Source organism: Protaetiibacter sp. SSC-01 (assembly GCF_014483895.1).
GTDB lineage: Bacteria > Actinomycetota > Actinomycetes > Actinomycetales > Microbacteriaceae > Homoserinibacter.
The window spans coordinates 2,022,567-2,044,990 of sequence record NZ_CP059987.1 but is presented as its reverse complement, the minus strand read 5'-3'; the positions used below and the strand labels follow the sequence as shown (position 1 = coordinate 2,044,990).

Sequence of the window (22,424 nt, the reverse complement as noted above, 5' to 3'; positions counted from 1 at the left end):
CGCGCGTCCGCTTTCCGCGTCGGCACCTAGCCCGCGACGAGTCTGCCGTCGCGCAGGTCGACGATGCGATCGGCGTGCGCCGCCATGCGCGGATCGTGCGTCGAGACGATCGCCGCGACCATCCGGCTGTGCACGAGCGACGCGATGAGCGTCATCATCGCCTCGGCGTTCGCGCTGTCGAGTTGGCCCGTGGGCTCGTCGGCGATGAGCAGGCGCGGTCCGTTGGCCAGGGCGCGCGCGATCCCGAGGCGCTGCTGCTGCCCGCCCGACAGCTCCCCGGGTCGCTGCTCGGCGTGCGCCGCGAGCCCCACGACCTCGAGCAGCTCGGCCGTGCGCGCGACGCGCTCCGATGCCGGCGCGCCTCGCAGGCGCATCGGCAGCTCGATGTTCTCGCGCGCCGAGAGCACGGGCAGCAGCGCGAAGCTCTGGAAGATGTAGCCGAGCTCGCTGCGTCGCAGCTCGACGAGCTCGTCCTCGCTCGCGGCACCCAACTCGACGTCGCCCACCCAGACGCGCCCCGCATCCGCCGTGTCGAGCCCGCCGAGGAGGTTGAGCAGCGTCGTCTTGCCGGCGCCCGACGGCCCCCGCAGCACGACGAGCTCGCCCGCGCCGAGCTCGATCGACACGTCGTCGAGGGCGTGGACGACGGATGCGCCCCGCCCGTAGCTGCGTCGCAGCCCCTCGGCTCGCGCCACGATCTGCCGGCTCATCGCTCGCTCCCCGTGCTGTGGTCGGTCGGATGCACCTGCACGTGGTCGTGCTCGAGCTCGAGCCGCACGAGGTCGCGCAGCGACAGCGCCCGCAGGTACTCCTCGGGCAGCTGGAGGCGGCCGACGCGGTCGAGCACCGCGTACTCCTGGGCGTGCACGCTCTCGAGACCGTGTTCGTCGGTGCGCGTGCTGCGATGCACCTCGGTCGACATCCGTCCGTCGCGGATCTGCAGCGTGCGACGCACCTGCGCTGACACCGCCTGGTCGTGCGTGACGATGAGGACGGTCGTGCCGAGCTCGCCGTTGACGGTGCGCAGTGCGTCGAAGACGAGTTGCGAGTTGGCCTCGTCGAGCTCGCCCGTGGGCTCGTCGGCGAAGATCACCTCGGGCGAGTTGGAGAGCGCGACGGCGATCGCGATGCGCTGCTGCTGGCCGCCCGACATCTCGGCGGGGTGGCGGTCGGCGAGCGCGCCGATGCCCATGAGCTCGAGGAGCTCCATGGCCCGGGCGCGGCGCGCGCGTCGGGGCGTGCGGGACACGGACAGCGCTGTCGCGATGTTCTCGGCGGCCGTCAGGTAGGGGAGCAGGTTGCGCGAGGTCTGCTGCCACACGAACCCCACGGTGTGGCGGCGGTAGAGCGTGCGCTCGCGCGTCGACATCGCGAGCAGGTCGTGGCCGGCCACGTGGGCGCTGCCGGCGGTCGGCACATCGAGACCCGAGAGGATCGAGAGGAGGGTCGACTTGCCCGAGCCGGAGGCCCCGACGATCGCCGTGAGCTCGCCGCGCTCGACGGCGAGGGTGAGCCCCTGCAGGGCCTGCACCTCGACGCCCTCCGCAGAGAAGATGCGCACGAGGTCGGCGCAGCGGATGTGGGGACTCATCTCTCTCCCATCTTGAACGTCGCGGCGGGCGCGAGGCGCCGCCCGAGCGCGAGTGCTACCGCGCCGGCGAGGCCCGCGGCGGCGAGCACCGCGAGCACCGCGAGGCCGACCGCAAGCGGGTCGACGACCGGGGTCGGCACGACGTCGCCGCCGACGAAGGCGCGCAGATCGACGGCGGAGGTCACGACGAACGGCAGGGCGAGGCCGAGGCCCACGCCGACCACGATCGACGCGACGACGACGGGCGCCGACTCCCACGCGAGGATGCGGCGCAACTGCCGCCGGTCCGCCCCGATGACGCGCAGCACGCCGACGAGGTGTCCGCGCGCCGCGCCCGCCGCCAGCGTCGCGAGAACGAGCGCGAGCACGGTGAGGGCGAGCGCCGACACCGCGGCGAAGGGCAGCGCCGCCTCGATACCGGCGATGACGGGCGAGGAGCGCACGTCGTCGAGCACGCCGCGCGCGGTCGTGACGGTGACCGTCTGCGCGGCCTTCTCGCTCAGCGGCTCGGTCACCGTGCGCACGACGGCCGCCGCGACGGCGTCCGCCTCGTCGGGGTCGTCGACGGCGACGAGCAGGCGCTGCGCGACAGCGGTGCCGCGGCCGAGCTCCTCCGCGAACCGCGCATCGGCGAGCACCCAGTCACGTGTGACGCCGGGGAGAGCGTCGGGCGCCGCCGTGTCGACGAGGGTCACGGCGGCGGGGCCGATCTCGGCCGAGCCACCCGCGGTGCCGCGCAGGTCGCGCGACACGACGACCGGGATGCGCCCGTCGACCTCGGCGTCGAGCTCCGGCAGCTCGGGGCGGACGGCGTGCAGGGCTGTCGTGTCGGCGAGCACGAGCGTGAACCCGCTCGTGCCGAGGCCGTCGGCGAGCTGGAGGCCCGCGCTGCGCGTGAGCGCGGCGGCTGCGCTCACGCCCTCGAGCCGGGCGACGGCCGCCACGGTGTCGGGGGCGATCTCGACGGCGCGCACCTGGATGTCCGCGCCCGCCTCTGCTGCCGCGGCTCGCGTGACGCCGAGGCTCAGGGTCGTGCCGAGCACCGAGGAGAACACGACGACCGTGACGCCGAGGACGAGCGCGAAGGACGCCGTGGGGTCGTACACGGGCGCGCGCACGGCCCGCGCGACACCGACGAGCCCCACGGCGCCGTCGCCGCGGCGCACGCGATCGAGCACGAGCCGCAGCGGGATCGGGTACACACGCAGGGCGAGCGCGCACACGGCGGCCGCGAGGAGCACGGGCGTGAGCGCGAGGAGCGGATCGATGCCGACAGTGTCCGCGGGGGCGACGAGACCTCGGCGGAAGAGCAGCAGGAGGGCGAGTGCCGCCGCGCCCACGAGGAGGGCCTCGGCGAGGAGCCGCACGCGGCCGCCGCGTGACCGCAGCTCGCGACGGACGCTCCGTGGGCCGTGTGCCCCCGCGCGCGCCGCGAAGACGACGGGTGCGGCGAGCGCCACGAGCATGGGCAGCATCCAGGCGCTCACGTCGACGGGCTCGGGCACGAGCAGCGCGGCAGCGGCGATGCCCGCGACAGCCGCAGGGAGGGCGACGCTCGCGCCCTCGACGAAGAGCGCTCCCCGCAGTTGCAGGGCGCTCGCCCCGCGCGCGGCGGTCAGCACGATCGCCGTGCGCCGACGCTCGACGATCGCGCCGATCCCGAGCGCGAGCACTGCGACGAGCACGCCCAGCAGGCCCGAGAGCGAGAGCGCGAGGAGCGCCGAGCCTGCGGCGACCCTGTCGCGCGTCTGGTCCACGGCGTCGGCGAGGCGGCTCGAGAACCGCAGTTCGCCGAAGCCGGGGAGCGTGAACGGGGTGGCCGCGCGCTCGCGGACCTGCGTCGCGATCTGCTGCGCGTCGCCGAAGCGGATGCCGGAGGGGTCGATCGGGATCCACGCCGAGAGCGCGCCCGCGTCGAAGCTGTTCGCGAGCCGGCCCGCGGATCCTGGTGCGACGTACACGGAGGTCGTCACGGTCGGGACGAGACCCTCGGCGGCGCTCACCGCGGGCGCCGCGAGGTCGGGGGCGTGCACCCAGAGGGGGGCGTCGGGGTCCGCGGCTTCGTAGAGCGCCGCGATGCGCAGCGTGAGCGGGGGATAGCCGAGCAGCTCGCCGACGCTCACGCCGAGCGCCTCCGCGGCGCTCGTGGAGAGCGCGACCTCGAGAGGCTCCTCGACCGCGCCCGTCTCATCCGATCCCGACCACGCCGCGGGGGCGCTGCCCTCGCGGATGTGCACGTCGCGCTCCCAGCCGGGGTCGAGGGCGAGCGTGAGCCGCAGGCGGGCGGACGGCGCGTCGTCGGGGAGGGCCGCATCCTGCTGGGGGCTGCGGGCCACCCAGCGCGGTTCGCCCGCGAGCCCGGCGAGGGGCTCGGGCAGGCGCTGCGCGGATCCGCGGATGGCGTCGTCGGTCGGGCGGAGCACCTCCTCGGCCGTCGCGTCGCGGCCCGCGGGGACGAGACCGATGCGTCCGAGCCCGGTGATGTCGCGAAGCGCGGGCGAGGCCTCGGCGAGCCGATGGCGGAGCTCCTCGGTGCCGAGGGCAACGAGCGCCCGCGGCGCGACGGCGGTCGCGAAGACGGCGAGCGCGACGAGCAGTCCGACGAGGAGCGAGCCGGAGACGCCGGTCGAGGCGTGGCGGAGCAGCAGCCCCGGCGTGCTCACGCGCGACCGCGTCATCGCCCGTCACCTGCCGTGAGCGCGGCGACGGATGCGCGCCGCACTCCCGCGGCCGCGAGCTCGATGAGGAGCGCCAGGGTGCCGACGAGGAGGACCCCGCCGCCCGCCGCGACCGCGGGGTCGATCCGGATCGCGGGGTCGAGACCGGGCACGGGGTCCGGCACGGCGGCGCTCGCGAGCTGCGGCACCGTGAGCGCGACGACGACGCCCCCGACGACGGCACCCGCGATGAGGGCGTAGGCGGCGACGATCCACAACTCGGTGCGCCGCAGGGAGGCCTGCTGGCGACTGCGGAAGCCGAGCGCCCGCAGCACCGCGAGGTCGCCGATCCGCACGCGGTGCTCGGCGCGCGCGACGGCGGCGAGGGTGATGAGGGCGAGGAGCACGCACAGGGCCGCGACCCCCGTGAGGGCCGTCGCGGCCGAGCCGAGCACCGCGCGGCCGGCCGTGTCGTGGGCCGTGAGGATGCGCGCTCCGGGCGGCAGCACCTCGCGCAGCGCCGCCGCGGACGGCGGGATCGCGGCCGTGTCGAGCCAGAGCGTGTCGGGCGCGGAGGATCCGGATGCGTCGCGGGCCGCCGCGTACTGCAGCACTCCGAGGTCGATCAGCACCGCGAGGGTGTCGTCGGCCCCCGGCACCGCGGGGAGCACCGCGGTCACACGCATGTCGGTGCTGGCATACGAGCCTGCGGACTGCACGCGCAGCATCGACCCGACGTCGAGTCCGTGGCGGTCGGCGAGTCCGCGCGAGATCGCGACGGGCGGAGTCCCGCCCGCGGGGTCGGGCGTCAGGCGCACGACGACCCCTCCGCGCTCGACGGAGAACGCGCGAGGTCCCGCGGTCCCCACCGATCCGCCGGGGCTCGTCGCGAGAGCCGACCAGGTCGGCGCGCCGATACCGTCGGGGAGCGGACCCGCATCCGTCGCGAACTCGTCGAGCGAGAAGATCGCGCGAGCCCCCTCGGCGACGGATGCCGCAGGCACCTCGACGTCGACGGCGAGCACGCGGCCCTCGGCCTGCGACGCGCTTGCGGGGAGCGGGAGGCGGAGGCCGACGGATCCCTCGGCGTCGGGCGCCTCGGCCCGGAGCTCGGCGACGCGACCCCAGCCGTCGGCGTACGTCACGCGCACGGTGGGAGGCCTCGTGAAACCCGTGAGACTCGCAGCGAGCACGAGCTCGCGTGCCGTGGGCGGGATGCGCGGCCCCGGCAGCTCTGCCGCGACCCCCTCGGCGACGGCCGCGGGGTCGAGGGCTCCGACGGCGTCGCTCGCGAGCCGCGCGAGCGCGTCGGGGGCGATCGCGACGAGCGTGCCGCTCGCATCCGAGAGAACGAGCTCGTCACGGCGCACCGGTGCGAGGGCCGCGACCCCCTCGACTCCCTCGACCCTCCCGATCGTGCTCTCGTCGAAGCCGCCCGCATGCGTGACACTCAACTCGGCTCCCGCGCGCAGGGCGCTCGTGCGGTCGAACGCGACCGACCACGTGGCGAGGTACCCCGCGGAGACGAGCACGGTCGAGGCCGCGATCGCGATCACGAGCAGCGGGGCCGCGACGCGGCGGAGGCGACGCGCGACGGTGTGGCCGGCGAGCAGGCGAGGGACGGATGCGTCGGCCCCGGCCCGCGCGACGGTTCGCGCGACGAGGGGGAACGCCGTGAGCGCCACGAGCGCGCCCGCGACGACGGCGAGGGCGGGCGCGCCGACCGCGACGGGGTCGACCGCGGAGGTGCCGTCGGCGAGCGGCGTGACAGGGCTGCCGTAGAGGCGCAGCTGCCACACCGACACGGCCGCCGCTGCGAGCGCGACGACGGTCGCCGCGGGACCGGCGGCGCGCCGGAGACGTCCCTCGGCCGCCTCCGCGTGCACCCCCTCGCCCGCCTGCCGCCACGCCGCGACGCCGCACGCGGCCGCGGCGACGAGCACTGCCGCTCCGGCCACGACGAGGGTCGCGGGATCGAGCCCGACCTCGTCGCCGAGCAGGGCGAGGACGGCCGCGCCGAGCCCGAGTCCGACGACGGCGCCGAGGGCGGCCCCGACCGCGGCCTCCGCTCCCGCTCGCAGTCCCGTCTCGCCCGCTCCACGCCCGCGCGCCCACAGCAGTGCGATCTCCCGCGCGCGGTTGCCGGCGAGCAGCCGACCGAGCTCGAGCGCCGCGACGACGGCCGCGGCGCCCAGCACGAGCAGCACGACGGGCTCGATCGCGCGCAGCCCGTCGACGCGCGCGTCGAGCTCCGCGATCGTCGCCCCCAGCCGCCCGGACTTGCGGAAAGCGCCGGCGTCGTCGACCACCCCGCGCCACGACGACGGGACGCGCGACCACGCGGCCGCGATCATCTGGAGGTCCGCTGCCGTGACGCGCGACGCATCCGGCACGAGGGTCCACTGAGCCTGCGGCTCGGCGAAGCCCGAGAGCCTCGTCGGGTCGACGACGACGGGGCCGAGCGCGCTCGGACCTGCGTCGTCGCGGCCGGCGAGCAGCTGCGGGTCGCCGAGCCAGCGCGGGTCGAGCGGGTCGGCGACGCGCCATACCGCTGCGAGCCGGTAGGGCGCGCCGTCGAGCGTGAGCGTGTCTCCCACCGCCGCGCCCAGGACGAGGGCGGCATCCGCCTGCACCGCGACCTCGTCGGCGGACGCGGGCCACGCGCCCTCGACGAGCAGCGCGTGCTCCGCGAGGTCGTCGATCTGCATGACGAGACCCGCGCGCGTCGAGTCGGGAGCGGATGGCGCGACGACCGACGCACTCGCGCTCGCGGTGCGCACGAGCTCGAACGCGGCGCGGAGCCCCCCGAAGCCGTCGTCGATCGCAGCGCGCACCGCCTCGTCCTGGGCGGCCGGGTCGGAGCCGAGCGGCCCCGTCGCACGGAGCGCGAGATCCGCACCCGAGCGCGACTCGAGGCCGAGCCGCACGCCCTCGTCGGCGGCACGCGAGAGCGCCCCCAGCGCCACCATCCAGCTGCCCGCGACGAGGCCCACGACGACCGCCAGGGCGGCGAGCACGGAGAGGTGCCGCCGAGAGCGGATGAGGAACGACACGGGACGAAGGCCTCGATTCATCGTTGAGCCAGGCGAGTCTAGCCCCGGGGGTGCCACGCGCGTCCAGGCGGCTGTCGTCACGCGCCCCGGCGCGCCCCTAGGCTCTGATCCCATGCGCGCCTCCGACCTCGCCCAGCCCGTCGGCGCGGGCGTCGTCGGTGCCGTCACGGGCTTCGCGAGCTCGTTCGCGCTCGTCGTCGCGGGACTGCAGGCCGTCGGCGCGACCCCCGCCGAGGCCGCATCAGGGCTTCTCGCCCTGTGCATCCTGCAGGGCGTGCTGGCGATCGCGCTCGGACTCAGGTACCGGATGCCGCTCGCGTTCGCGTGGTCGACCCCCGGTGCCGCCCTGCTCGTCGCCGCGCAGGCCACGACGGGCGACTACCGCGCGGCCATCGGCGCGTTCCTCCTGTGCGGCGTGCTGTTGGTCGTCACGGGGCTGTGGCCCGCGCTCGCGCGCACCATGACGCGCATCCCGAAGCCGATCGCGAGCGCGATGCTCGCGGGCATCCTGTTCCCCATCTGCCTCGCGCCCGTGCTCGCCTCCGTCGAGCTGCCGGCGCTCGCGCTGCCCATCGTGGGCGTGTGGCTCGTGCTCGCGCGGCTCGCCCCCCGTTGGGCGGTCGCCGGCGCCGTGCTCACGACGGTCGTCGTCGTCATCGCGTCTGGGGAGGGCGCCGACCTCGCCTCCGCCTCCCTGTGGCCCGTCGTGACGGTCACCTGGCCGACGCTCGACCCCGCCGTGCTCGTGAGCCTCGGGCTGCCGCTCTACGTCGTCACGATGGCGGGGCAGAACGTGCCCGGGTTCGCTGTGCTCACGACGTTCGGGTACCCGCATCCGCCCGCCCGGGCGATCCTCACGAGCACGGGCGCCGCGACGATGCTGGGCTCCGTCTTCGGCGGCTACGCGCTCAACCTCGCCGCGATCACGGCGGCGCTCATGGCGGGGCCCGACGCGCATCCGCACCGCGACCGCCGGTGGATCGCCAGCGTCACGGGCGGCGTGGCCTACCTCGTCATCGGGCTCGGCGCGGGTGCCGCGGCGGTGCTCGTCGGGGTCACGCCGCCCATCCTCATCACGGCCGTCGCGGGCCTCGCGCTCTTCGGGGCGTTCGCCTCGGCGGCGACCGCGGCGCTCGAGGAGCCCGCGACGCGCGTCGTCGCCGTCATCACGTTCCTCGTCGTAGCGTCGGGCGTCTCGATCGCGGGCATCGGCTCGGCGTTCTGGGGCCTCATTGTGGGCGGCGTCGCGATGCTGTGGCTCACGTTGCGTCCGCGGCGGAAGCCGGTGTCCGAGGCGGGTGCAGAATAGAGCGGGTGACTGCCTCCCCCCGGCTCCCGCTCCGCGTGCGGATCCGCGACACCTTCTCGGACTCGGTGCTCCGGGCCCTGACCGTCGCGACGCTCATCGGCACGGTCGGCCGCGGCGTCACTCTCACGATCGTCGTGCTCTACCTGTCGCTCATCGCGGGGCTCCCCGCGGGGCAGGTCGCCCTCGTCTACACGATCGGCTCGGCGATCGGCATCGGCGCGTCGTACCTCGGCGGGCACCTCGCCGACTCGCTCTCGGCGCGGCGGCTGCTCGTGGCATCCGTCGCCGTCGCAGGGCTCGCGCTCGCGTCGGTCGCACTCGTGACGGAGTTCTGGATGGCGGTCGTCACCGAGTCGCTCATCTCGATCGCGCTCGGCATGAACGGCTCGGTGCGCTCGGCGATCGTGGCGCGCGCCTTCTCGCCCGAGACGCGCGTCACGAGCCGCGCCGTGCTGCGCACGGTCACGAACATCGGCATCACGGTCGGCACCGGCGTCGGCGCGGTCGCGCTCGCCCTCGGCTCTGCCGAGGCGTACCGCGCGATCCTCGTCGCGGGCGGCCTCGCCTACGCGGCATCGGCGCTGCTCCTGCTGCGGCTGCCGGCGCGCGTCGACGCGCAGAAGCCCGAGGCGGCGGATGCGGAAGCCGACGCCGCGCCCGTCGAGCCCGGCCGCAGTCCGTGGCGCGATCCGCGCTACCTGCTGTTCTCGGCCCTCGCGGGCGTCTTCGCGATCCAGTTCGTCGTGCTCAACGTCGGCATCCCGCTGTGGGTCGCGCACGACACGGTCGCGCCCGAGTGGATCGTCTCGATCATGTTCGTCGTCAACACGGTGCTCGTGATCGCGCTGCAGGTGCCGCTCTCGCGCGGCACCCACGACCTGCGCCGCGCGGGCGACGTGACGGCCGTCGCGGGCATCCTCATGGCGTTCGGCTGCGTGCTCTACGGGGCGTCGGCGGGCACCGACCTCGTCGCGACGGTCGTGCTGCTCATCGCGGCATCCGTGCTGCACGCGCTCTCGGAGGTGCTCTCGCAGGGCGGCGCGTGGGGGCTCAGCTTCGAGCTCGCCGACCAGCGGCGCGCGGGCTCCTACCAGGGGGTGTTCTCGATGACCTTCGCGGTCGCCTCGATGATCGGGCCGCTCGTCATCACGTGGACCGCGATCCAGCTCGGGTTCGCCGGCTGGCTCATCCTCGGCGCGATGTTCCTCGTCGCCGCTTTCGGCGTGACGATTATCGCGCGGCGCGCGGCCCGCGCTCAGGAGTTCTCGGCGCGGCCCTGACGCCAGTACCCCATGAAGGCGACGGCGCGACGGTCGATGCCGAGCTCCTTGACGAGATGGCGGCGGATCGTCGTGATGGCGCCCGCCTCGCCCGCGAGCCACGCGTAGAGCGGGGCGCTCTTGAGCGCCGCCCCGCCACGTGCATTCCGCGGCACCTCCCACAGCAGGCCCTCGTCGATGTCGACCTCCTCGGGCTCCTGCCCGGGGTGCGCCTCGAGGTGCTCGGCGGCGACGGCGGCGACGCGCGCCACGAGCGCCGCACCGTGGGCGCCCTCGCGCGCGAGCGCGTGCACCGCGAAACCCGGATGCGTCGGCAGGTAGGCGGCGTCGCGCGCGTCCGGGAGCTCCACGACGACCGTGCCCCGCGCATCCGGCGGCAGCTGCTCGAGGATGCGCGCGATCGCGGGCGCCGCGGTCTCGTCGCCCGCGAGCAGGTGGTGGCCGCAGCGGGCGGGCGGCACGAAGTCGATGCCGCCGTAGGGTCCGGGATGGGCGGCGTTGGGTCCGAGCACGAGCAGCTCGTCGCCGACCGCCGCGTCGACGGCCCAGCGCGCGGCGGGCCCGTCGGGTCCGTGGAGCGCGAAGTCGACGAGCAGCTCGTCGCCGTCGAACCCGCGGATCGTGTAGGTGCGGAACGGCGGGCGCTCGCCCTCCGGGAGCGCGCGCCAGGCGGCGAACCACTCGGGGTCGGTCGGCATCGCGTCGATGCCCTGCGGGCACGGCGGCACGACCTTGATGCGCTGGTCGAGGCCCGGGTCGGCGAGCCGATCCTCGCCCATCGGCCGCAGCGCGAAGCGGCGGAACGTGGGGGTGAGGTCGTCGATGCGCGAGACGGCGACGCGCGCGAACGCCCAGGGCTCTGCGGAGACGCGGATGAGGGTGTCAGCGGACATGGTGCCTTCCGATCGGGACGACGAGGGGGGTCTCCGACACGGGGTCGAGGATCACGTGGCTGCGGATGCCGAACACGCTCTCGACGAGCTCGGGCGTCAGGATGTCGGCCGGCGCGCCGCTCGCGACGATCCGCCCGGCGCTCATGGCGACGAGCTCGTCGGCGTAGCGCGCCGCGAGGTTGAGGTCGTGCAGCACCATGACGATCGTCGTGCCGCGCTCGCGGCCGAGCTCGGCGAGCAGGTCGAGCACCTCCACCTGGTGCGCGACGTCGAGGAACGTCGTCGGCTCGTCGAGCAGCAGGATGTCGGTCTCCTGCGCGAGGGCCATCGCGATCCAGACGCGCTGGCGCTGGCCGCCCGAGAGCTCGTCGACGCTGCGGTCGGCGAGGTCGGCCGTGCCGGTCGCCTCGAGAGCGGATGCGACGGCCGCGTGGTCGTGCTCGGTCCAGCGCGCGAGGAGGCGCTGGTGCGGATGCCGGCCGCGGCCCACGAGGTCGGCGACCGTGATGCCCTCGGGGGCGACGGGGCTCTGCGGCAGGAGGCCGAGCACGCGCGCGACGTGCTTGCTCGGCTTCGATGCGATCGGCTCGCCGTCGAGCAGCACCTGACCGCGCTTCGGCGCGAGGAGGCGGGCGAGAGCGCGCAGGAGCGTCGACTTGCCGCATCCGTTCGCACCGACGATCGCGGTGATGCGCCCGGGGGAGACGTCGAGGTCGAGGCCCTCGACGACCGTGCGGTCACCGTAGGCGAGCGTCACGTCGCGCGCCTGGAGGCTGTGGGCGATGGTCACGGGGTGCGTCCCTTCCGTGCGGTGCGGGCGAGCAGGGAGACGAGGAACGGGGCGCCGAGCGCGCCCGTGACGACGCCCACGGGGTAGCGGGCGTCGAACGCGAACTGGCCGACGAGGTCGGCCGCGAGCACGAGGAGCGCGCCCACGAGGCCCGCGGGCAGCAGGAGCGAGGCCCCCGGCCCGAGCAGGCGCGAGGCGATCGGGCCGGCCATGAACGCGACGAAGGCGATGGGGCCCGCGGCGCCCGTCGCGAACGCGAGGAGGGCGACGGAGCCGAGGATGAGGGCGAGCCGTGCGACGGGCACGCGCACGCCGAGCGCCGCGGCCGTGTCGTCGCCGAGCCGCAGGGCGCCGAGCGCACGGGACTGGGCGAGCATGAGCGGCACGAGCACGGCGGATGCGACGGCGAGCGGCGCGACGCTCTGCCAGCTCGCGCCGTTGAGACTGCCCGTGAGCCACTGCATCGCGGCGGGCATGTCCCAGTCGGAGGCACGCGAGAGCACCCACGACACGACGCTCTGCAGCATGGCGGCGACGCCGATGCCGATGAGCACGAGGCGAGCCCCCGAGAAGCCGCGGCGGTAGGCGAGGAAGTAGATGGCGAGGGCCGTCGCGAGCGCGCCGGCGAGGGCGAGGAGCGAGACGCCCGTGTCGCTCAGCGAGAGCACGACGACGCCGAAGACGCCCGCGGCGCTCGCACCCCACGTGACGCCGATGATGTCGGGGGAGGCGAGCGGGTTGCGCAGGATCGTCTGGAAGGTCACCCCCGCAATGCCGAAGGCGAAGCCCGCGAGCAGGCCGAGGCTCGCGCGGGGGAGACGCAGCTCGCCGACCGTGAACGAGGCCCCCGGAACCTGCTGGCCGAGGATGACGCGCACGACCTCGTCGAGACCGTAGAACGTGCGGCCGACCATGAGGCTCACGACGAACACGGCGACGACCAGGGCAGCGAGCACGAGGGTGCGCGCGGCGCGCCCGCGGGCGCGTCGGCGGCGTCCGGCGGCGATCGCGGCCGCGGTGCCGTCGACGGGCGTCGCGAGGGGGGCGAGGGTCGCGGTCACAGCTCGCGCACCTTCTTGCGGCGCGCGAGCGCGATGAAGACGGGCGCGCCGATGAGCGCCGTGACGATGCCCACCTCGACCTCGTCGGGGCGCGCGATGACGCGACCCACGACATCCGCCGCGGTCAGCAGCACCGCGCCGACGACGGCCGTGAGGGGCAGCAGCCAGCGGTGGTCGGTGCCGACGAGGAGGCGGCACAGGTGCGGCACGATGAGGCCGACGAATCCGATGGGCCCCGCGATCGCCGTCGCCGCGCCGCACAGGATCACGGCGCCGGCCGCGGACAGTGCGCGCGTGCGGCCGACGTGCTCGCCGAGCCCCGTCGCGACGTCGTCGCCGAGGGCGAGCGAGTTCATGCCGCGCGCGAGGGCGACGACGATGAGGGCGCCCACGCCGAACGCGGGCGCGACGAGCGCGATGCGGTCCCACGCGGCACCGCCCACGCCGCCGATCTGCCAGAAGCGGAACGACGTGAGCTCCTGCGCGCGCGGCAGCATGACGGCGCTCACGAGCGAGCCGAGCGCGGCGGTCGTCGCGGCGCCCGCGAGAGCGAGCTTGAGGGGTGTCGCGCCGTCGCGGCCGAGCGAGCCGATCGCGTAGACGAAGACGCCCGCGGCGGCCGATCCGACGATCGCGACGACGAGGACGACGACGGGGTTCGAGAGGCCGAGGAACGCCATCCCCGTGACGACCGCGAGCGAGGCCCCCATCGAGAGGCCCAGGATGCCGGGGTCGGCGAGCGGATTGCGCGTGACGGCCTGCAGCGTCGTGCCCGAGAGCGCGAGCGCCGCGCCCACGAGCACCGCGAGCACGGTGCGGGGGATGCGCGCCGCGACCGCCGCGGCGCCGACCGTATCGAGGTCGCCCGCGAGGCCCGCCGCGACCTCGTCGAGCGACACGACGCGCGTGCCGACCGCGAGGGAGAGTGCGGATGCGACGACGAGCGCGACGACGCCCGCCGCGATCCAGGTCACGCGGACGGCCGCCGGGCGCCGCGCGATCGCGGCGGCCGGCGGCGTCGGAGTCGCCGTGGCGGTCGTCACCCGGCCTGCGCCACGAAGAGCGCGAGGTAGTCGCCGATGGTCGCGTGGATCGAGAGCGGCGAGGGGTTGGCGGAGGCGGCGAGCGGGGTCGAGTCGGGCAGGATCACGACGTGACCGGCCGCGACCGCGGGGATCTTCGACAGCAGCGGGTCGGCCTGCATGCGCTCGACGAGGTCGCCCTCGGGGTCGCCGTAGGTCACGAAGATGTCGACGTCGGCGAAGCGGTCGGCCTGCTCGGCGCTCACCGTCGTGTAGAACGCGTCGGTCGACGCCGACTCCTCCTCGACGACGCTCGGCACGGGGAGGCCGAGGCTCGCGAGGAAGCCCGGGCGCGTGTCGTGCGTCGTGTAGAAGCCGATCTGGCTGAAGTCCGAGGCGTCGATGAACGAGAACAGGATGCGCTTGTCGGCGATCACCGCGTTGGCCTCGAGCGCCGCGTCGATCTCGGCGTGCAGCTGCTCGATGAGCTCCTCGCCCTCGTCGGCGAGGCCGAGCGCTGTCGAGTCGATGCGGATCATGTCCTCGAGCGAGGTGCCCCACGCGACGTCGGGGTAGGCGACGACGGGAGCGATCTTCGAGAGCGTCTCGTACTCCTCCTCGGTGAGCCCCGAGTACCCGGCGAGGATGACGTCGGGCGCGGTGTCGGCGACGGCCTCGAAGTCGATGCCGTCGGTCTCGTCGAACAGCACGGGCGTCTCGGCGCCGAGCTCCCCGAGCCTCTCCTCGACCCACGGCAGCACGCCGTCTCCGTCGTCGTCGCCCCACGAGACGGCGGGCATCCCGACGGGCACGACGCCGAGCGCGAGCGGCACCTCCTGGTTCGACCACGCGACGGTCGCGACGCGCTCGGGCTTCGCCTCGATCGTGGTCTCGCCGAACGCGTGCTCGATCGTGACGGGGAACGCGGATGCGTCGCCCGGCGCCTCGGAGCCGGTCGCGGTGGGGGAGGTGGCGGCGCACGCCGACAGCGCGAGCGCTGCTGCGGCGACGACCGGAAGGGTGCGGAGGACGCGCACGAGGATCCTTTCGGCGAGGGGGGAAGGTGAGGCTCACCTAACCAGCGGCGAGCTGAGGTTAACCTAACCTCAGTCGGTCTGCCCCTGTCAAACCGTCCGGCGCGTCCGGTGACGATCCGCGACGCGACGCCTGTCAGGCGAGTCCGCGCCGCTCCAGCAGCGGCTCGAGCGCGGCGTGGCGACCACGGAAGTCGCGGAACGCCGCGAGCGGGTCGCGCGTGCCCGCCGTCTGCAGCAGACGGCGGCGGAAGCGCTCGCCGTTCTCGCGCGTGAGCCCGCCGTTCTCGCGGAACCACTCGACGGTGTCGGCGTCGAGCACCTCGCTCCAGATGTACGAGTAGTAGCCGGCGTCGTAGCCGCCCGAGAAGACGTGCGCGAAGTAGGTCGTCGCGTAGCGCGGCGGCACGGCGTCGTCGGCGAGCCCCGCGGAGGCGAGCGCCTCGGCCTCGAAGGCCGCGGCATCCGTGACCGCCTGCGCCTGCTCGACGTCGAGCGTGTGCCACGCCTGGTCGAGCAGAGCGGCCTGCAGGTACTCGCTCGTGCCGAAGCCCTGACCGTACTGCTCCGCGTCGCGCAGGCGCTGCGCGATCGACGGGTCGAGCGGCTCGCCGGTCTCGTGGTGGCGCGCGTAATTCTCGAGCACCTCGGGCCACATCGCCCACATCTCGTTGACCTGGCTCGGGAACTCCACGAAGTCGCGGTAGACGTTCGTGCCCGCGAGGCTCGGGTAGCGCGCGTGCGCGAAGAGTCCGTGCAGCGCGTGGCCGAACTCGTGGAAGAGCGTCTCGACCTCGTCGAGCGTGAGGAGCGTCGGCTCGCCCGCGGCGGGGCGGGGCACATTGAGGTTGTTGGTGACGATCGAGTGGGTGTGCCCGAGCAGCTCGTTGCGCGACACGAGCGAGTTCATCCACGCGCCGCCGCGCTTCGAGTCGCGCGTGTAGAGGTCGAGCACGTAGAGGCCGACGGTGCCGTCGTCGTCGCGCACCTCGAAGACGCGCACCTCGTCCCTCCAGCCGCGCAGGTCGGCGCGCTCGTGGAAGCGCAGACCGTAGAGGCGCTCGGCGGCGAAGAACACGCCGTCGTGCAGCACGCGCTCGGCCTCGAACCACGGGCGCAGCGCCGCCGTGTCGACATCGTAGCGTTCGCGGCGCACGCGGTCGGCCGCGAACGCCCAGTCGGACGCCGTGACGGGCCCGCCGGTGACCTCCGCCAGCTCCTCGCGCTCGACGGTCGCGTTCCGGGCGGCGGCGGGGGCGAGGCGACCGAGCAGCTCGGCGACGGCCGCGGGGGAGCCGGCCGTCTCATCCGCCGTCACGACGGAGGCGTGGTCGCGGAAGCCGAGCAGCCGCGCGCGCTCGGCGCGGGCCCGCACGAGCTCGAGCACGAGCTCGCGGTTGTCGAACTCGCCGCCCCGGATGCCGCGGGCGCGCGACGCCGCCATGATGCGGGCGCGGGTCTCCGGCGACTCGATCGAGGCGAGCCACGGGTGGCCCGTGTAGAGCACGAGCGTCACGAGCCAGCCGTCGAGGCCGCGCGCGGCGGCCGCCTCGTGCGCCGCGGAGAGCTCGGATGCCGCGAGTCCCGCGAGCTCGGACGCATCCGTGATGTGCACCGCGAGCTCGTTCGTGTCGTTCAGCAGGTTCTTCTCGAAGCGCGTCGTGAGGGTCGAGATGCGCTGGTTGAGCTCGCGCAGGCGCTGCTTCGCGGCCTCGTCGAGCGCGGCGCCCGCGAGCACCATCTCGGTGTGGTGGCGCTGCACGAGGTAGCGCTGCTCGTCGTCGAGGCGCTCGCTGTCGTCGATCGAGGCGCGGTGGATCGCGTCGACGCGCGCGAAGAGGGCGGGGTCGAGCACGATCGCGTCGTGATGCGCCGCGAGCTTCGGTGCGAGCTCCTCCTCGAGCTGTTGGATGTGATCGGTCGTGTCCGACGAGGCGAGCGTGAAGAACACCGTCGACACGCGGTCGAGCACGCGGCCCGAGCGCTCGAGCGGCACGATCGTGTTCTCGAAGCTCGGCTCAGCGGTGTCGGCCGTGATGGCGGCGACCTCGGCGAGCTGCTCGGCCATCCCGAGCTCGAACGCCTCGCGGTAGTGCTCGTCGCGCACGGCGGCGAAGTCGGGCAGCAGATACGGCAGCTCGCTGTCGGCGAGGAACGGATTCGTCACCGCTCAAGCCTAGGCACGCTCCGCCGCCTAGGTTGTTCTCCATGCCCCCCGAAGAGCACGCGCCCGAAGAGCACTACACCCACGGCCACCACGAGTCGGTGCTGCGTTCCCACATCTGGCGCACCGCCCTCAACTCGGCCGCGTACCTCCTTCCGCACCTGCGTCCCGGTATGAGCATCCTCGACGTCGGCGCGGGGCCCGGCACGATCACGGTCGACCTCGCGGAGCTCGTCGCGCCCGGCCGCGTCGTCGGCATCGACGCCTCGGCGGATGTCGTCGCACAGGCGCGCGCCCACGCCGCCGAGCGCGGTGTGACGAACGTCGAGTTCCACGTGGCCGACGCGTACGCCCTGCCGTACGCCGACGGCGAGTTCGACGTCGTGCACGCGCACCAGGTGCTGCAGCACCTCGCGCGGCCCGTCGAGGCGCTCGCCGAGTTCCGCCGCGTCGTGGCCGACGGCGGCCTCGTCGCGGTGCGCGAGTGCGACTACGCGGGCGTGGTGCTGCATCCGCTGACCCTCGGCCTCGAGGCGTGGGCGGCGCTCTACCAGCGTGTGCACCGCAGCAACGGGGGAGAGAGCCGGATGCCGGCCGCCGCCTCAAGCAGTGGGCGCGCGAGGCGGGCTTCGGCTCGGTCGAGTCGACGGCATCCGTGTGGTGCTTCTCGGACGACGACGAGCGCACCTGGTGGGGCGGCATGTGGCGCGACCGCGTGCTCGCGTCGGCGTTCGCCGACGACGCGACGTCGAAGGGCTTCGCGACGCGCGCCGACCTGCAGGCGATCAGCACCGCGTGGGCCCACTGGGCCGAGGACCCGGACGGGTGGATGGTCTTCCCGCACGGCGAGATCCTCGCGCGGAAGTGAGGTGACACGGGGGCTGGTTTCGACACGCGCCCTGCGGGCGCTACTCAACCAGCGGGCGTTCACCGCTGGTTGAGTAGCCCGCGGAGCGGGCGTGTCGAAACCAGCCCGTACCCGCTGGTTGAGTAGCCGCGAAGCGGCGTGTCGAAACCAGCCCTGTGGAGACCCGCGCCCCGCGCCCCCGGGCGCCGTGCATCCTTACCCGCATGACCTGCGGCATGTACATCCTCCGCTGCGGCGACGGCAGCTACTACGTCGGCAGCCCCCGCAACGTCGAGGCTCGCGCCGCGCAGCACGCGTCGGGCCACGGCTCCGAATACACCTCGGGCCGGCTCCCCGTCGAGCTCGTGTTCGTGCACGAGACCGAGTCTGTGGCGGAGGCGTACGGGATCGAGAAACGCGTGCAGGGGTGGTCGCGGGCGAAGCGCGAGGCGCTCATCCGCGGGGAGTTCTCGCTGCTGCCGTCGTTGAGTCGGAGCGCGTACCGGCGGCGGACGGCGGAGTAGTGCGTGGGCTGGTTTCGACACGCGGCTGCGCCGCTACTCAACCAGCGGTGTTGCGAAGGGGGAGTAGTGCGCGGGCTGGTTTCGACACGCGGCTGCGCCGCTACTCAACCAGCGGGTGGGGCGACGCGATGGGGTGTTGAGCGGGGGCTGGTTTCGACACGCGGCTGCGCCGCTACTCAACCAGCGGCCGTTCACCGCTGGTTGAGTAGCCCGCGCAGCGGGCGTGTCGAAACCAGCCCGCTGCTCAGTCCAGCCCGCTGCTCAGTCGAGTCGGTCGCGCAGGATCGCGCCGTCGTGCGCCATACGCAGGCGCGTGCCGTCGTCGAGCTCGGCGACGGGGCGCCCCTCGAGCCACGTGAGGGTCCAGCGCCACTGGGTCGTGTCGACGTCGGCGAGCTCGGACTCGACCTCGCGGATCGCCGCGACCATGGCATCCGGAACCCGCGGAGGCACCTCGCCGCCGACCGACCAGCGCGTTCCGAGCTGCATCAGCGCCGCACCTCGTAGGTGACCCAGCGCGTGCGCGTCGCGACCCGGTCGTAGAGCGCCTGCGCGACCTCGTTGGTGTCGGCCGTGATCCAGCGCAGCGAGCCGCCCGTGCCGGCCGACAGCTCCGCGATCGCCTCGATGAGCGCGCGCCCCGCGCCCGTGCCGCGCGCCGCGGGGTCGACGAACAGGTCGTCGAGGTACCAGTCGCGGCCGCCCGTGAAGGTGTCCGGATGCGAGCGATAGTGGGCGAGGCCCACCACCTGCCCGTCGCGCTCGGCGACGAGCCCGTCGATGCCCGAGCCCTCCTCGAGCAGCAGCGCGAACACGCGGTCGAGCACCTCGTCCGAGAAGTCGGTCTCGTAGAAGACGCCGTACGCGTGGAACAGTTCCCGCCAGCGCGCCTCGTCGGCGGCGGCGAGCGGGCGCACGGTCGTCTCCGTCACGATCAGGCCTCCGGAACCTCGGCGAGCACGACGTCGCGCACCTCGACCTCCTCGGCCTCCACGAGGTCGAGCCGCTCGATGCGGCCGACGGCGCGCAGGTCGTCGGCGGCCTCCGCGATGATCGCGGGGCCGGCGAGCGTCGCCGACGTGACGGGCGTCTTCTGCGAGGCCTTCGCATCCGTCTTGGCGCGACGGATGCCGACGAGCGCCGCCGACACCGCCGACAGCAGGCTGCGGGTCTCGGATGCGACGCCGAGCTCGGCGGTCGTCGGCCAGGAGGCGGTGTGCACCGAGCCCTCGTGGGTCCACGACCACACCTCCTCGGTCGCGAACGGGATGACGGGCGCGAGCAGGCGCAGCATGACGTCGATCGCGGTGCGGAGCGCGGCCACGGCCGAGGCCTGACCGGCGCCCTCGCCCGTGTAGGCGCGCTCCTTGACGAGCTCGAGGTAGTCGTCGCAGAACGTCCAGAAGAACTGCTCCGTCACCTCGAGGGCGCGAGCGTGGTCGAACGCCTCGTAGGCGCGCGTCGCCTCGTCGACGACGCGGCCGAGCTCGGCGAGCATGTCGACGTCGAGCGGCTCCGAGACCTCGGCGCCCTCCGCGTACGGGAACCCGTAGACGAACTTCGCGGCGTTGAGCACCTTGATCGCGAGGCGGCGGCCGATCTTGATCGTCTTCGGGTTCTGCGGATCGAACGCCGCATCCGTTCCGAGCTTCGACGACGCCGCCCAGTAGCGCACCGCGTCCGAGCCGTGCTCGTCGAGCAGGCCCTGCGGGGTGACGACGTTGCCCTTCGACTTCGACATCTTCTTGCGGTCGGGGTCGACGATGAAGCCCGAGATGCCGGCGTGCCGCCACGGCGTCTGGCCGTGCTCGAGCCGCGCGCGCAGCACGGTCGAGAAGAGCCACGTGCGGATGATGTCCTGGCCCTGCGAGCGGAGGGCGTAGGGGAACACGAGGTCGAACAGCTCGGGGTCGGTTCCCCAGCCGCCCGCGATCTGCGGGGTGAGGCTCGAGGTGGCCCAGGTGTCCATGATGTCGAGCTCGCCGACGAAGCCGCCCGGCACGCCGCGCTGCGCCTCGTCGAAGCCGGGGGCGGCATCCGACGACGGGTCGACGGGGAGCATGTGCTCGCTCGGAACGATCGGCTGCTCGCGCACCGGGTCGCCGTTCTCGTCGAGCGGGTACCAGACGGGGATCGGCACACCGAAGAAGCGCTGGCGCGAGATGAGCCAGTCGCCCGTGAGGCCGCCGACCCAGTTCTCGTAGCGCACGCGCATGAAGTCCGGGTGGAACTCGAGCTCGCGGCCCGCCGCGAGCAACTCGTCGCGGAGCTTCTCGTCGCGCGCGCCGTTCGAGATGTACCACTGGCGGGTCGACACGATCTCGAGCGGCTTGTCGCCCTTCTCGAAGAACTTCACGGGGTGGGTGATCTTGCGGGGCTCGCCGATGAGGTCGCCCGACTCCTGCAGCAGCTCGACCATGCGGGCCTTCGCGCTGAACACGGTCTTGCCCGCGAGCTCCGCGTAGGCGGCTCGGCCGGCATCCGTGAAGAGATCCTGCGCGGGCGACTCGGGCAGGATGCGGCCGTCGAAGCCGATGATCGCGCGGTTCGGCAGGTCGAGCTCGCGCCACCACACGACGTCGGTCACGTCGCCGAAGGTGCAGATCATGGCGATGCCGCTTCCCTTGTCCTGCTGGGCGAGGTGGTGCGCCACGACGGGCACCTCGACGCCGAACACGGGAGTCGTCACGGTCGTGCCGAAGAGCGGCTGGTAGCGCTCGTCGTCGGGGTGCGCCACGAGCGCGACGCACGCCGCGAGCAGCTCGGGGCGCGTGGTCTCGATCTCGACCGTTCCCCCGTCGGCCTTGTGGAAGCTCACGCGGTGGTAGGCCGCGGGCTGCTCCTTGTCCTCGAGCTCGGCCTGCGCGACGGCGGTGCGGAACGTCACGTCCCACAGGGTGGGCGCATCCGCCTGGTACGCCTCGCCGCGCTCGAGGTTGCGCAGGAACGCGCGCTGCGCCACGCGCTGCGCCTCGTCGCCGATCGTGCGGTAGGTGAGCGACCAGTCGACCGAGAGGCCGAGCGTGCGCCACAGCTCCTCGAACTGCTTCTCGTCCTCGGCGGTGAGCTTCTCGCAGAGCTCGACGAAGTTGCGGCGCGAGATGGGCAGCTGGTCGGCGGCCTTCGTCGAGCTGCCCTCGCCGCCCTCCTGCGGGGGCGTGAAGTCGGGGTCGTAGGGGAGCGTCGGGTCGCAGCGCACGCCGTAGTAGTTCTGCACGCGGCGCTCCGTGGGGAGGCCGTTGTCGTCCCAGCCCATGGGGAAGAAGAGGTGCTGGCCGCGCATCCGCTGGTATCGGGCCATGAGGTCCATGTGCGTGTAGCTGAACACGTGGCCGATGTGGAGGCTGCCGGATGCGGTGGGGGGCGGGGTGTCGACGCTGAAGACGGAGCCCTTGCCGGCGGCGAGCGCGGCGGCGCGGTCGAACCGGAAGGTGCCCTCGTTCTCCCACACCTCCCGCCACTTGGTCTCGAGGCCCTCCAGGGCGGGCTTCTCGGGGATGCCCGTGGACTCGTTGCGAGCGTCGGCGGCGTTCATCGCGGTACTCCGGTTCGATATGTGCGGCACCGCGTCAAGGGGTGCCTGAGTGTGGGAACCCCGCGATTCTACCGGCCCGCGCCTGCGGCGCGGTGTGTCCGCGAGAGTACGTACTTTCCCCGATTCAGGGCGCGAGAGGAGGAAAAGTGCGTACTCTCGCGGAGCCGTGGTCAGGACTCGCGGATGACGACGGTCTCCGATTCGAAGGCGCCGTCGGTGCGCTGCACGGTGATCGTGTAGCGCTGTTGGCCGTCGGGCTGGCCGCACTGGTAGTCGATGCCTATCGTGTCGTTCGGCTGGAGCCCGGACTCGTACGGTGCGGCGCGCGCGTCGTCCGTGCCGACGCCGAACCAGACGGTCGTGCCGCTCGTGGTCCAGCTGAAGGTCACGGGCACGGGTACGCCACCCGAGCAGTCGACGTCCTGCGCGGATGCGGTGAAGCTCGAGATCGCGTCGGCGGGCGGCGGGGGAGGCGGGGGTTCCTCGGAGGGCGTCTCGCTCGGCGTCGGGTCCTCGCTCGGCGTCTCCGACGGCGTCTCGCTCGGGGACGGGGAGACCGACGCGGTCTCGGTCGGGTCCGCGCTCGGCGTGCCTCCGCTCGTCGCCAGCCACACGAGCAGGGCGATGAGCGCGGCGAGCAGCAGACCGGCGACGATCGCGAGCG

The 22,424-nt window shown here is 73.9% G+C and carries 17 protein-coding genes and 1 pseudogene; 4 read left to right on the top strand and 14 right to left on the bottom strand.

Features of this window, described 5'->3' with window-relative positions:
- Positions 1 to 26: 26 nt before the first annotated feature.
- Genes H4J02_RS09680 through H4J02_RS09665 form a run of 4 tightly spaced genes read right to left on the bottom strand, consistent with a single transcriptional unit; the run spans position 27 to position 7,322 of the window.
- Positions 27 to 710, bottom strand: coding sequence for an ABC transporter ATP-binding protein (locus tag H4J02_RS09680; RefSeq protein WP_187674391.1), 684 nt, complete (start codon positions 708 to 710; stop codon positions 27 to 29).
- Positions 707 to 1,591, bottom strand: a complete 885-nt coding sequence (locus tag H4J02_RS09675; RefSeq protein ID WP_187674390.1) for an ABC transporter ATP-binding protein — start codon at positions 1,589 to 1,591, stop codon at positions 707 to 709. The genes H4J02_RS09680 and H4J02_RS09675 overlap by 4 nt, the downstream gene beginning before the upstream one ends.
- Positions 1,588 to 4,254: an FtsX-like permease family protein gene (locus H4J02_RS09670; RefSeq protein WP_187674389.1), complete on the bottom strand. Its 2,667-nt coding sequence runs from the start codon at positions 4,252 to 4,254 to the stop codon at positions 1,588 to 1,590. The genes H4J02_RS09675 and H4J02_RS09670 overlap by 4 nt, the downstream gene beginning before the upstream one ends.
- Before the next feature lie 11 nt (positions 4,255 to 4,265).
- The gene (locus H4J02_RS09665; protein WP_187674388.1) at positions 4,266 to 7,322 is read right to left on the bottom strand and encodes an FtsX-like permease family protein; all 3,057 of its coding nucleotides are present in this window, start codon (positions 7,320 to 7,322) and stop codon (positions 4,266 to 4,268) included.
- 91 nt (positions 7,323 to 7,413) lie between these two features.
- Here H4J02_RS09665 and H4J02_RS09660 point away from each other — a divergent pair, with 91 nt between their 5' ends.
- Together H4J02_RS09660 and H4J02_RS09655 are read left to right on the top strand one after the other, a co-directional pair.
- Positions 7,414 to 8,610, top strand: coding sequence for a benzoate/H(+) symporter BenE family transporter (locus H4J02_RS09660; protein WP_187674387.1), 1,197 nt, complete (start codon positions 7,414 to 7,416; stop codon positions 8,608 to 8,610).
- Between the two features lie 5 nt (positions 8,611 to 8,615).
- Positions 8,616 to 9,890: an MFS transporter gene (locus H4J02_RS09655; protein WP_187674386.1), complete on the top strand. Its 1,275-nt coding sequence runs from the start codon at positions 8,616 to 8,618 to the stop codon at positions 9,888 to 9,890.
- Here H4J02_RS09655 and H4J02_RS09650 read toward each other — a convergent pair.
- The 6 genes from H4J02_RS09650 to H4J02_RS09625 all read right to left on the bottom strand — a co-directional run bounded on the left by H4J02_RS09650 (position 9,866) and on the right by H4J02_RS09625 (position 16,857).
- Positions 9,866 to 10,783: a siderophore-interacting protein gene (locus H4J02_RS09650; protein WP_187674385.1), complete on the bottom strand. Its 918-nt coding sequence runs from the start codon at positions 10,781 to 10,783 to the stop codon at positions 9,866 to 9,868. The two genes, H4J02_RS09655 and H4J02_RS09650, sit on opposite strands and share 25 nt — an antisense overlap.
- Positions 10,773 to 11,573: an ABC transporter ATP-binding protein gene (locus H4J02_RS09645; protein WP_187674384.1), complete on the bottom strand. Its 801-nt coding sequence runs from the start codon at positions 11,571 to 11,573 to the stop codon at positions 10,773 to 10,775. Before H4J02_RS09645 ends, H4J02_RS09650 begins: the two co-directional genes overlap by 11 nt.
- Entirely contained in the window at positions 11,570 to 12,634 is a 1,065-nt protein-coding gene (locus H4J02_RS09640; RefSeq protein WP_187674383.1) for an iron chelate uptake ABC transporter family permease subunit, read from the bottom strand. The genes H4J02_RS09645 and H4J02_RS09640 overlap by 4 nt, the downstream gene beginning before the upstream one ends.
- A complete protein-coding gene (locus H4J02_RS09635; RefSeq protein ID WP_187674382.1) occupies positions 12,631 to 13,677 on the bottom strand; it encodes an iron ABC transporter permease in 1,047 nt (348 codons plus the stop codon). Before H4J02_RS09635 ends, H4J02_RS09640 begins: the two co-directional genes overlap by 4 nt.
- Positions 13,674 to 14,693: an iron-siderophore ABC transporter substrate-binding protein gene (locus H4J02_RS09630; protein ID WP_187674381.1), complete on the bottom strand. Its 1,020-nt coding sequence runs from the start codon at positions 14,691 to 14,693 to the stop codon at positions 13,674 to 13,676. Before H4J02_RS09630 ends, H4J02_RS09635 begins: the two co-directional genes overlap by 4 nt.
- 133 nt (positions 14,694 to 14,826) lie before the next feature.
- Positions 14,827 to 16,857 (bottom strand): M3 family metallopeptidase, encoded by a 2,031-nt coding sequence (locus tag H4J02_RS09625; protein WP_187674380.1) that lies wholly within the window; start codon positions 16,855 to 16,857, stop codon positions 14,827 to 14,829.
- Positions 16,858 to 16,898: 41 nt separating this feature from the next.
- On the opposite strand from H4J02_RS09625, the pseudogene H4J02_RS09620 reads away from it, so the two are divergent.
- Both H4J02_RS09620 and H4J02_RS09615 read left to right on the top strand, forming a co-directional pair.
- Positions 16,899 to 17,722 (top strand): annotated as a pseudogene (locus H4J02_RS09620) (methyltransferase domain-containing protein).
- A 203-nt stretch (positions 17,723 to 17,925) separates the two neighbouring features.
- Positions 17,926 to 18,225, top strand: coding sequence for a GIY-YIG nuclease family protein (locus H4J02_RS09615; protein WP_187674379.1), 300 nt, complete (start codon positions 17,926 to 17,928; stop codon positions 18,223 to 18,225).
- Positions 18,226 to 18,486: 261 nt separating this feature from the next.
- On the opposite strand, the gene H4J02_RS09610 is transcribed toward H4J02_RS09615, so the two are convergent.
- From H4J02_RS09610 to H4J02_RS09595, 4 genes are all read right to left on the bottom strand, one after another.
- Positions 18,487 to 18,714, bottom strand: coding sequence for a hypothetical protein (locus tag H4J02_RS09610; protein ID WP_187674378.1), 228 nt, complete (start codon positions 18,712 to 18,714; stop codon positions 18,487 to 18,489).
- Positions 18,714 to 19,157 (bottom strand): GNAT family N-acetyltransferase, encoded by a 444-nt coding sequence (locus H4J02_RS09605; protein ID WP_262406013.1) that lies wholly within the window; start codon positions 19,155 to 19,157, stop codon positions 18,714 to 18,716. Before H4J02_RS09605 ends, H4J02_RS09610 begins: the two co-directional genes overlap by 1 nt.
- 2 nt (positions 19,158 to 19,159) lie before the next feature.
- Positions 19,160 to 21,760, bottom strand: coding sequence for a valine--tRNA ligase (gene valS, locus H4J02_RS09600; protein ID WP_187674377.1), 2,601 nt, complete (start codon positions 21,758 to 21,760; stop codon positions 19,160 to 19,162).
- 170 nt (positions 21,761 to 21,930) lie between these two features.
- On the bottom strand, positions 21,931 to 22,374 hold the full coding sequence (locus H4J02_RS09595; RefSeq protein ID WP_187674376.1) for a hypothetical protein: 444 nt from the start codon (positions 22,372 to 22,374) through the stop codon (positions 21,931 to 21,933).
- Positions 22,375 to 22,424: the final 50 nt, after the last annotated feature.

What these genes read in the sequence shown, in the direction of transcription:
- valS (WP_187674377.1), bottom strand. Translation starts at nt 21,760, where the DNA reads ATGAACGCCGCCGACGCTCGCAACGAGTCCACGGGCATCCCCGAGAAG.
- H4J02_RS09615 (WP_187674379.1), top strand. Translation starts at nt 17,926, where the DNA reads ATGACCTGCGGCATGTACATCCTCCGCTGCGGCGACGGCAGCTACTAC.
- H4J02_RS09650 (WP_187674385.1), bottom strand. Translation starts at nt 10,783, where the DNA reads ATGTCCGCTGACACCCTCATCCGCGTCTCCGCAGAGCCCTGGGCGTTC.
- H4J02_RS09680 (WP_187674391.1), bottom strand. Translation starts at nt 710, where the DNA reads ATGAGCCGGCAGATCGTGGCGCGAGCCGAGGGGCTGCGACGCAGCTAC.
- H4J02_RS09610 (WP_187674378.1), bottom strand. Translation starts at nt 18,714, where the DNA reads ATGCAGCTCGGAACGCGCTGGTCGGTCGGCGGCGAGGTGCCTCCGCGG.
- H4J02_RS09675 (WP_187674390.1), bottom strand. Translation starts at nt 1,591, where the DNA reads ATGAGTCCCCACATCCGCTGCGCCGACCTCGTGCGCATCTTCTCTGCG.
- H4J02_RS09665 (WP_187674388.1), bottom strand. Translation starts at nt 7,322, where the DNA reads ATGAATCGAGGCCTTCGTCCCGTGTCGTTCCTCATCCGCTCTCGGCGG.
- H4J02_RS09660 (WP_187674387.1), top strand. Translation starts at nt 7,414, where the DNA reads ATGCGCGCCTCCGACCTCGCCCAGCCCGTCGGCGCGGGCGTCGTCGGT.